General features: G+C 71.9%; 8 protein-coding genes and 1 other RNA gene. 7 read left to right on the top strand and 2 right to left on the bottom strand.

Annotation, left to right across the window (positions count from 1 at the left end; genetic code table 11):
- Positions 1-608 precede the first annotated feature (608 nt).
- From ACY0PA_RS14800 to ACY0PA_RS14785, 4 genes are all read left to right on the top strand, one after another.
- Positions 609-1,658 carry an ABC transporter substrate-binding protein gene (locus tag ACY0PA_RS14800; RefSeq protein WP_473085071.1) on the top strand — a complete coding sequence of 350 codons (1,050 nt, stop codon included), beginning with the start codon at positions 609-611 and terminating at the stop codon, positions 1,656-1,658.
- A gap of 129 nt (positions 1,659-1,787) precedes the next feature.
- A complete protein-coding gene (locus ACY0PA_RS14795) occupies positions 1,788-2,645 on the top strand; it encodes a Nif3-like dinuclear metal center hexameric protein (RefSeq protein WP_473085070.1) in 858 nt (285 codons plus the stop codon).
- Positions 2,642-3,385 (top strand): zinc ribbon domain-containing protein, encoded by a 744-nt coding sequence (locus ACY0PA_RS14790; RefSeq protein ID WP_473086319.1) that lies wholly within the window; start codon positions 2,642-2,644, stop codon positions 3,383-3,385. Before ACY0PA_RS14795 ends, ACY0PA_RS14790 begins: the two co-directional genes overlap by 4 nt.
- Positions 3,386-3,396: 11 nt before the next feature.
- Positions 3,397-4,623, top strand: a complete 1,227-nt coding sequence (locus ACY0PA_RS14785) for a bifunctional RNase H/acid phosphatase (RefSeq protein ID WP_473086318.1) — start codon at positions 3,397-3,399, stop codon at positions 4,621-4,623.
- 56 nt (positions 4,624-4,679) lie between these two features.
- Here ACY0PA_RS14785 and eda read toward each other — a convergent pair whose 3' ends face one another.
- Positions 4,680-5,300, bottom strand: coding sequence for a bifunctional 4-hydroxy-2-oxoglutarate aldolase/2-dehydro-3-deoxy-phosphogluconate aldolase (gene eda, locus ACY0PA_RS14780; RefSeq protein ID WP_473085069.1), 621 nt, complete (start codon positions 5,298-5,300; stop codon positions 4,680-4,682).
- Between the two features lie 75 nt (positions 5,301-5,375).
- Positions 5,376-6,182, bottom strand: coding sequence for a peroxide stress protein YaaA (gene yaaA / locus ACY0PA_RS14775; RefSeq protein WP_473085068.1), 807 nt, complete (start codon positions 6,180-6,182; stop codon positions 5,376-5,378).
- A 204-nt stretch (positions 6,183-6,386) separates the two neighbouring features.
- Here yaaA and ACY0PA_RS14770 point away from each other — a divergent pair, with 204 nt between their 5' ends.
- From ACY0PA_RS14770 to rnpB, 3 genes are all read left to right on the top strand, one after another.
- Positions 6,387-7,838, top strand: a complete 1,452-nt coding sequence (locus ACY0PA_RS14770; RefSeq protein WP_473085067.1) for an RNB domain-containing ribonuclease — start codon at positions 6,387-6,389, stop codon at positions 7,836-7,838.
- Positions 7,839-7,949: 111 nt separating this feature from the next.
- Positions 7,950-8,528 (top strand): Uma2 family endonuclease, encoded by a 579-nt coding sequence (locus ACY0PA_RS14765; protein ID WP_473085066.1) that lies wholly within the window; start codon positions 7,950-7,952, stop codon positions 8,526-8,528.
- Positions 8,529-8,560: 32 nt separating this feature from the next.
- Positions 8,561-8,966: RNase P RNA component class A (gene rnpB, locus ACY0PA_RS14760), an RNA gene on the top strand.
- Positions 8,967-8,971 lie beyond the last annotated feature (5 nt).

The raw sequence follows: 8,971 nt of genomic DNA, 5'->3' as shown, positions 1-8,971 counted from the left end.
GCCGGTTCTGGGCCGGAGTACGGGTGGTCCGGGGACCACCCGTACTCCGGTCCTGGGGTGCCGTCCTGTCGGGGACCGGCGTTCCGGGCTCGCCCGAACTCCGGGGCATGCCGGCTCTCCGGCGGGTCCCCGTACTCCGGGGCATGCCGGCTCTCCGGCGGGTCCCCGAACTCCGTGGCGGGCCCGCGCTCCGACGCACGCCCGTACTCCGTGGCGCGCTCGCGCTCCGGTGCCCGCCCGGGCTCCCGGTCCGGGGCTGCGCCCGGCTCCGGGTCCGGGTCCGGGTCCTGTCCGTTCTCCGGCTGGTGTCCGCTGTCCGGGGCCGGTCCGCGCGCCGGGCCCGGTCCGCTCTCCAGCTCCGTCGTGGGCTCGATCGCCAAGGCCGTCATGGGGATCACTCACCTCCGGTTCGTCCGAGCCGAAGCTAGTTTTCGCACGCGCTGCCGTGGCACTCGCGGCTCAGGCTTCACACCAAAGGGTGGCCATGTCCGTATCTGCCTGAAAGGGGTGGGTCAGATGTGCTGGCACGTCCAGAAGTGCCTGATGTTAGGTTTGCCTAACCGTATTTAGGCGGCCTGACGCCACGAAAGTTCGGAGCTGGAACCCCCATGGCCCTGCGATCAAGCCCTCGCACCCGCGGCACCGCCGCCGTAGCCCTCGCCGTGGCCGCCGCCCTGTCTCTCGCGGCCTGCGGGTCGGGTGGCTCGGACTCCGGCTCCGGCAAGTCCGACAACGGCAGCGGCTCCAAGGCCGTCGCCCAGGGAGGCGAGGACTTCGCCAAGGCGGCCTCGCGGACCGCGAAGATGGGCACGACCGCCAAGGCCGGCCAGTTCCCGCGCACCATCGAGCACGCCATGGGCAAGACCGAGCTCAAGGCGCAGCCCAAGCGGGTCGTCGTCCTCGACGTCGGCGAGCTCGACAACGTCGCGTCCCTCGGCATCAAGCCCGTCGGCTACGCCCCCACCGAGGGCGACGACGGCGTCCCCTCCTACCTGAAGAAGGCGGCGGGCACCCCCAAGGACGTCGGCACGATCAACTCCCTCAACCTGGAGGCGATCGCCGGTCTCCACCCCGACCTGATCCTCGGCAGCGAGCTGCGCGCCGCCAAGCTCTACCCGCAGCTCTCCAAGATCGCCCCGACGGTCTTCTCCATCCGCCCCGGCTTCACGTGGAAGGAGAACTACCTCCTCAACGCGTCGGCCCTCGACAAGACCGCCGAGGCCAAGGCGAACCTCGCCGCGTACGAGAAGAACGCGGAGAAGCTCGGCGAGGACATCGGCGAGAAGAAGCCCACCGTCACGATGCTGCGCTACATGCCCGGCATGATCCGCCTCTACGCGAAGGCGTCCTTCATCGGCACGATCCTCGACGACGCCGGCATCCCGCGCCCCAAGAACCAGCAGGTCGTGGACCTCGCCACCGAGGTCAGCCCGGAGAAGATCGACCAGGCCGACGCCGACTGGATCTTCACCGGTGTCTACGGCGACGCGAAGAAGACCGACCGCGCCACCGCCGAGGGCAACCCGCTGTGGAAGAAGCTCGGCGCAGTGAAGAGCGGACAGGCCAAGGACGTCCCGGACGAGACCTGGTACCTGGGGCTCGGCGTCACGGCTGCGAACCAGGTCCTCGGCGATCTGCGCGGTTACCTCGTCAAGTAGTCCGCCGTTCACCCCGCCAAGTAGCCGACTGTCCGTGGCCGGTAGCGGTGCGTGAGACCGTACCGCCCCCGGCCGCAGCCGAATGTGCGCCAGGGCCGACGGGGCATGGAGGGAAGGTAGCCTTTCATCGTGCCCCGTCTGTCTGAAGTCATCGCCGCGCTCGAGAAGCTGTGGCCCCCCGAGCGGGCCGAGTCGTGGGACGCGGTCGGCACCGTCGTCGGCGACCCCGACGCGGAGGTCTCCCGGGTCCTGTTCGCCGTGGACCCCGTACAGGAGACCGTCGACGAGGCGGTGAAGCTGGGCGCGGACCTGCTGGTCACGCACCACCCGCTCTATCTGCGCGGCACGACGACCGTCGCCGCCACCACCTTCAAGGGCCGCGTCGTCCACACGCTGATCAAGAACGATGTCGCTCTGCACGTCGCGCACACCAACGCCGACCGCGCCGACCCGGGCGTCTCCGACGCGCTCGCGGGCGCCCTCGACCTCCGCGTCAACGGCCCCCTCGTACCGGACCCGACCGACCCCGCGGGCCGCCGCGGACTCGGCCGGATCTGCGAACTCGAACACCCCGTCACCCTGCGCGAACTCGTGGGCCTGGCCGCCGACCGGCTGCCCGCCACCGCGCAGGGCATCCGCGTCTCAGGGGACCTCGACGCGACGATCCGCACGATCGCCGTCAGCGGCGGCTCCGGCGACAGCCTCTTCGCCGACGTGCGCGCCGCGGGCGTCGACGCGTTCCTCACCGCGGACCTGCGCCACCACCCCGCGTCCGAGGCACGTGAGCAGAGCCCCCTCGCGCTCCTCGACGCCGCCCACTGGGCCACCGAGCAGCCCTGGTGCGAGCTGGCGGCCGCCCAGCTCGACGAGATCTCCGACCGCAACGGATGGGGACTTCGCGTCCACGTCTCGAAGACAGTCACCGACCCCTGGACCGCCCACGCGGCGTCCAACGCCACACCGATCCCAACTGGAGCCCCCAACTGAACGCCGCGCCCGCCGACCAGATCCGACTTCTCGACGTCCAGGCCCTGGACGTACGACTGTCGCAGCTCGCGCACAAGCGCAAGTCGCTGCCCGAGCACGCCGAGATCGAGTCGCTGAACAAGGACCTCACGCAGCTGCGCGACCTGCACGTCGCCGCGCAGACCGAGGAGAGTGACTGCGCCCGCGAGCAGACCAAGGCCGAGCAGGACGTCGACCAGGTCCGCCAGCGCGCCGCCCGCGACCAGCAGCGCCTGGACTCCGGCGCCGTCACGTCTCCCAGGGACCTGGAGAACCTCCAGCACGAGATCGCCTCGCTCGCCAAGCGCCAGGGTGACCTGGAGGACGTCGTCCTCGAGGTCATGGAGCGCCGCGAGTCCGCGCAGGAGCGCTTCGAGGAGCTGACCGGCCGGGTCGCCTCCGTCCAGGCAAAGATCGACGACGCGACGGCCCGCCGCGACGCAGCCTTCGAGGAGCTCGACGCCGAGGCGGCCACGGCCACGAAGGAGCGCGGGATCGTCGCCGGTTCCGTCCCCGAGGACCTCCTGAAGCTCTACGACAAGCTGCGCGTGAAGGAGGGCGGCGTCGGTGCGGCCCGCCTCTACCAGCGCCGCTGCGAGGGCTGCCACATGGAGCTGAACATCACCGAGCTCAACGAGGTGCGGGCCGCGGCCCCCGACTCCGTGGTGCGCTGCGAGAACTGCCACCGGATCCTGGTGCGCACGTCCGAGTCCGGCCTGTAGGAGCCTTCGTGGTGCGGGAGTTCATCGTCGAGGCCGACGGCGGTTCCCGGGGCAACCCGGGGCCCGCGGGCTACGGCTCGGTCGTCATCGACGCGGCGACGGGGGAGACCCTGGCGGAGGCCGCCGAGTACATCGGCATCGCCACGAACAACGTCGCCGAGTACCGGGGGCTCGTCGCCGGCCTGCGTGCCGCGCACGCCCTCGACCCGCAGGCGTCGGTGCACGTCCGGATGGACTCCAAGCTCGTCGTCGAGCAGATGTCGGGCCGCTGGAAGATCAAGCACCCCGACATGCGGCCCCTCGCCGCAGAGGCGGCCACGGTGCTGCCGGCGTCGCAGGTGACGTACGAGTGGATCCCGCGCGAGCGGAACAAGCACGCGGACCGGCTCGCCAACGAGGCGATGGACGCGGGCAAGCGGGGCGAACAGTGGTCGGCGTCACGCTCGACCGCCGAACTCGACGTGCCGAAGCCCTCGGGCCCGCCCGGGGACGCGGCGGCCGGGGCAGCCAAGGCGCGGGCCGCGCTCGCGGGGACGCGGGGCACCGCGGACGCGCGTGCCGCGGGGAACGTCGCGGGCACCGCGTCCCAGGGCTGGTCGGCGGCGCCCGATCTCGGGGCGCCCGCCACCTTCGTACTCCTGCGGCACGGCGAGACCGCGCTCACGCCCGAGAAGCGGTTCTCCGGCTCCGGCGGCAGTGACCCCGAACTGTCGGCGGCCGGGCGCTCGCAGGCCGAGCGGGTCGCCGCCGCGCTCGCCGCGCGCGGCACCGTCCAGGCGATCGTGTCGTCGCCGCTCAAGCGGTGCCAGGAGACGGCGCGGACCGTCGCAGCCCGTCTCGGGCTCGACGTCCACATCGAAGAGGGCCTGCGCGAGACGGACTTCGGGGCGTGGGAGGGGCTGACCTTCGGGGAGGTCCGCGAGCGCTACCCGGACGACATGAACGCCTGGCTGGCCTCGTCGAGGGCCGAACCGACCGGCGGCGGCGAGAGCTTCGCGGCCGTGTCCCGTCGGGTCGCCGCGGCGCGCGACCGGCTCGTCGAGCGGTACGCGGGACGCACGGTCCTCCTGGTCACGCACGTCACGCCGATCAAGACGCTCGTACGGCTCGCGCTCGGCGCGCCGCCGGAGTCACTGTTCCGGATGGAACTCTCGGCGGCGTCCCTGTCGGCGGTCGCGTACTACGGCGACGGCAACGCGAGCGTGCGCCTGCTCAACGAGACGGCGCACCTGCGCTGACGTCCGCGCTGCTTGAGGTCTGCGTTACTTGAGGTCCGCGTTACTTGAGGTCCGCGTTACTTGAGGCCGGCCGCTTCGCGGGCCAGCTCCTCGATCCGCGCCCAGTCCTTCGCCGCCACCGCGTCCGCGGGAAGCATCCAACTGCCGCCCACACAGCCGACGTTCTTGAGTGCCAGGTACGAGGGCGCCGAGCTGAGGGAGACACCACCCGTCGGGCAGAACCGCGCCTGCGGCAGCGGACCGGCCAGCGACTTCAGATACGGCACACCACCCGCGGCCTCGGCGGGGAAGAACTTCATCTCGCTCACCCCGCGCTCCAGGAGCGCCACGACCTCCGACGTCGTGGAGACGCCCGGCAGGAACGGCACGCCGGACTTCTTCATCGCGTCGAGCAGCGTGTCCGTCCAGCCGGGGCTGACCAGGAAGCGCGCACCGGCCGCGACGGAGTCGGCGACGTTCTGCGGCGAGATGACCGTGCCCGCGCCGACGACGGCGTCCGGCACCTCGTCCGCGACGGCGCGGATCGCGTCGAGCGCGGCCGGTGTCCGCAGCGTCACCTCGATCGCCCGCAGGCCGCCCGCGACGAGTGCCCGCGCGAGCGGCACGGCGTCGGCGACATCCTCCACGACGACGACGGGGACGACGGGGGCGAGATCGAGCACGGAGGATTCAGTCATGGGGCCATCCTGCCCCGCGCTGTGCAGCATGCGCAAAGGGCGTTGCGCATGCTGCAATGCACTGAGGGGTGGTGCTCAGTGGATCTGGGTCACCACGACGTCGAGTGCCCACGCTGTCCCCGACTTCGCGGGCGCCTGTGCCTCCACGACATGGCCGAGATCCCGCAGCGCCTCGACCAGCTCGGCCGGGCCCGCGGGCGTGGTGCCGGTCTCCAGGAGCGTGCGCACGATCCGGCCCTTCGTCGCCTTGTTGAAGTGCGACACGACCGAACGCTTCTCCACGCCGGTCACCGGATCCGTCTGCGCGTGCAGCACCCGCACCGTCGCGGTACGCCCCGCGACCTCCCCCTTCGGCTTCCACGCACTCGTGTACGCGGACGACCTCAGGTCGAGTACGAGCCCGTCCCCGGCCGCCTCGGGAAGGGCCTCGGCCATCGGCCCGCGCCAGTGCGCGCCGAGCGCCCCGAGCCCCGGCAGCTTCACGCCCATCGAGCAGCGGTACGAAGGAATCCGGTCGTTCACGCGCACCGCGCCCCACAGACCGGAGAAGACCAGCAGCGAACGGGTCGCACGGCGCTTCGCCGCCGCGTCCAGGGTGGCGAGACCGAGCGCGTCGTAGAGGACACCCGTGTAGATCTCACCGGCGGGCCGCGCGCCCGCGGTGCGCAGCTCCACGTTCTTCGCGATCTCGCCGCGCAGCCCCTCGCTGAGGCCGAGCACCTCGCGCGCCTTGTCCTCGTCGGCGGCACACAGCTCGACCAGCTCGTCGAACACGGCCTGCCGCGCCCCGGCGAGCCCTGGCAGGGACAGCGACTCAGGCTTCAGCGGGGCGCCGCGCCCCGACGGGGCCTTGCCTTCGGACGGCGGCAGCAGCACGAGCACGATCGGACTCCTCGGGACAGTGATGCGGATCAGGGGGTGCGGCCCCATCGAAAGCGTACGGAAGGGAAGGGGGTGCCCGGGACCGGGGCGCCGCCGCTGTCCGTCGCCACTGTTAGCCGCAGGGCCGTCCGCCGCCACTGTTCGCCGCCGCCGCTGCCCGCGTCACCAGGTGCCGACACCCCCGCCCCGGCCTACGCTCGGTTCATGCCCCGCCGTCATCTCCGTGTGACCGGCGCAGCCGAGGCCCCGCTGCGCGCCGCACTGCGTGAACTGCGTACGTCCCTCGACGTCCCCGGGGCCTTCCCGGCCGCAGCCCTCGCCGAGGCGGAACGGGCCGCGGCCGCCGAGCCCCCGACACAGCCGGTCCGGGGCGACGCCACCGGCGTCCCCTTCTTCACGATCGACCCGCCCACTTCCCTCGACCTCGACCAGGCCATGCACCTGTCGCGCCGCGAGGGCGGCGGCTACCGCGTCCGTTACGCCATCGCCGACGTCGCCGCGTACGTCACGCCGGGCGGCCCCCTCGACGCCGAGACCCACCGCCGCGTCACCACCCTCTACTTCCCCGACGAGCGCGTCCCGCTGCACCCCACCGTGCTCAGCGAGGGCGCCGCCAGCCTCCTCCCCGACCAGACCCGCCCCGCCGTCCTGTGGACCATCGACCTCGACGCCGAAGGACGCACCGAGACCACCGACGTCACCCGCGCCACCGTCCGCAGCCGCGCCAAACTCGACTACGAAGGCGTACAGCGGGCGATCGACGACGGCACCGCCGAGGAACCCGTAGCCCTCCTGCGCGACATCGGGCGCCTGCGCGAACAGCTCGAGACGGAGCGCGGCGGCATCTCCCTCAACGTCCCGGAACAGGAGATCACCGCACGCGACGGCCGCTACGAGCTCGGCTACCGCGCCCCCCTGCCCGCCGACGGCTGGAACGCCCAGATCTCCCTGCTCACCGGCATGGCCGCCGCCGACCTCATGCTCGCCGCGGGCACCGGCATCCTGCGCACCCTCCCGGCCGCCCCCGACGGCGCCGTCGGCCGCCTGCGCCGCACGGCCCTCGCCCTGCACATCGACTGGCCGCACCACGTCCCGTACGCCCAGCTCGTCCGCTCCCTCGACCCCCGGCAGCCACACCACGCAGCGTTCCTCCAGGAGTGCACGACGCTGCTGCGCGGCGCCGGCTACACCGTGTTCAGCGGGGGCGCGCTCCCCGACCTCACCGTCCACTCCGCCGTCGCCGCGCCCTACGCCCACTGCACGGCCCCGCTGCGCCGCCTCGCCGACCGCTACGCCTCCGAACTGTGCCTGGCCGCGTCGGCGGGCAGCCCGCCACCGGACTGGGTACTCGCCGCGCTGCCCGCCCTGCCCAAGGAGATGGCGGACGGCACGCGCCGGGCCAACACCGTCGAGCGCGGCTGCGTCGACATCGTCGAGGCGGCGCTCCTCAAGGACCGGATCGGCGAGACCTTCGAGGCGTGCGTCGTCGATGTGAAGGACGACGAACCGGCCGTCGGCACCGTTCAGTTGAACGACCCGGCGGTCGTCGCCCGCATCGAGGGCGGCACGACGCCGCTGCCGCTGGGGGAGTGGCTACGGGTACGGCTGACGCAGGCGGACCCGGGGGCGGCGAGGGTTCAGTTCGCTCCCGCGTAAGCCTCCTCGCTCCGCGCTCATGTGCCACGATCGAGGGAAGAACTTCCGATCTCACGGACGGCAGATCACGCGATGGCCCCATCTGGCGAGCGACCGAAGGAGGGGCGCGACATGACTGCGATGGCACACGAGCCGCTCACCCAGGCAGAGGTCCTGCTGGAGGGCTTTCTCGCCTTGGATACTCCGGAGGGTTTCCGGGCGGAACTGATCGAGGGGGACATCGTCGTGACGCCGCCGCCGGACGGGGACCACGAGGACTACATCAGCCTGATCATGAAGCAGTTGATCAGGCGTTCGAAGACCGACATGGACTTCTCCGGGAACAAGGGGCTGACCCTGAAGGACGTCCCCGGCAGTCCGCGCAACCACGTCATCCCAGACGGCACCCTCGCGCCCACGCGGGCACGGCTGTTCCGCGGCGCCGCCTCCTGGATGCCCTGTGACGGCGTGGCCATGGTCCTCGAGGTAACCTCCACCCACCCGAAGGCGGACCGCGAGACGAAGCGGCGCTGCTACGCGCACGGAGGCATCCCCCTCTACCTCCTCGTCGACCGGGACGCCTCGGCGGTGACGCTCTTCAGCGAGCCAGAGGGCCGCGACTATCTGCAGAGCCGTACGGCCCCCTTCGGCAAGCCGCTCCCGCTGCCGGAACCCTTCGGCTTCGACCTGGACACGGCGGAATTCCTCTGAGCCGCGGCGGGTACCATGGTCGGCACGGCAGACGAGCCGGGCGGACGGCCGCGTGAGGACCCTTTCACCAGGGTTTTCCCGAGGAACGTCCGGGCTCCACAGGGCAAGGTGGTGGCTAACGGCCACCCGGGGTGACCCGCGGGACAGTGCCACAGAAAACAGACCGCCGCAGATTTCGATCTGCGGTAAGGGTGAAACGGTGGTGTAAGAGACCACCAGCGCCTGAGGTGACTCAGGCGGCTAGGTAAACCCCACCTGGAGCAAGGTCAAAAGGAAACACCCCGGTGTTTCTGCGCGGACGTTCGAGGGCTGCCCGCCCGAGTCCGCGGGTAGACCGCACGAGGCCGGCGGCAACGCCGGCCCTAGATGGATGGCCGTCTCCCCGGCCGCCGCGAGGCGACCGGGCGACAGAACCCGGCGTACAGCCCGACTCGTCTGCCGTT

The sequence above is a fragment of the Streptomyces sp. DS1-CR2 genome, from assembly GCF_055760475.1.
Note: the sequence above shows the minus strand (reverse complement) of the source record. Positions and strands in the feature narration are given on the sequence as shown.

Excerpts from the sequence above, each read along its gene's own strand:
- ACY0PA_RS14800 (WP_473085071.1), top strand. The coding sequence starts at position 609 with ATGGCCCTGCGATCAAGCCCTCGCACCCGCGGCACCGCCGCCGTAGCC.
- ACY0PA_RS14770 (WP_473085067.1), top strand. The coding sequence starts at position 6,387 with ATGCCCCGCCGTCATCTCCGTGTGACCGGCGCAGCCGAGGCCCCGCTG.
- ACY0PA_RS14765 (WP_473085066.1), top strand. The coding sequence starts at position 7,950 with ATGACTGCGATGGCACACGAGCCGCTCACCCAGGCAGAGGTCCTGCTG.
- eda (WP_473085069.1), bottom strand. The coding sequence starts at position 5,300 with ATGACTGAATCCTCCGTGCTCGATCTCGCCCCCGTCGTCCCCGTCGTC.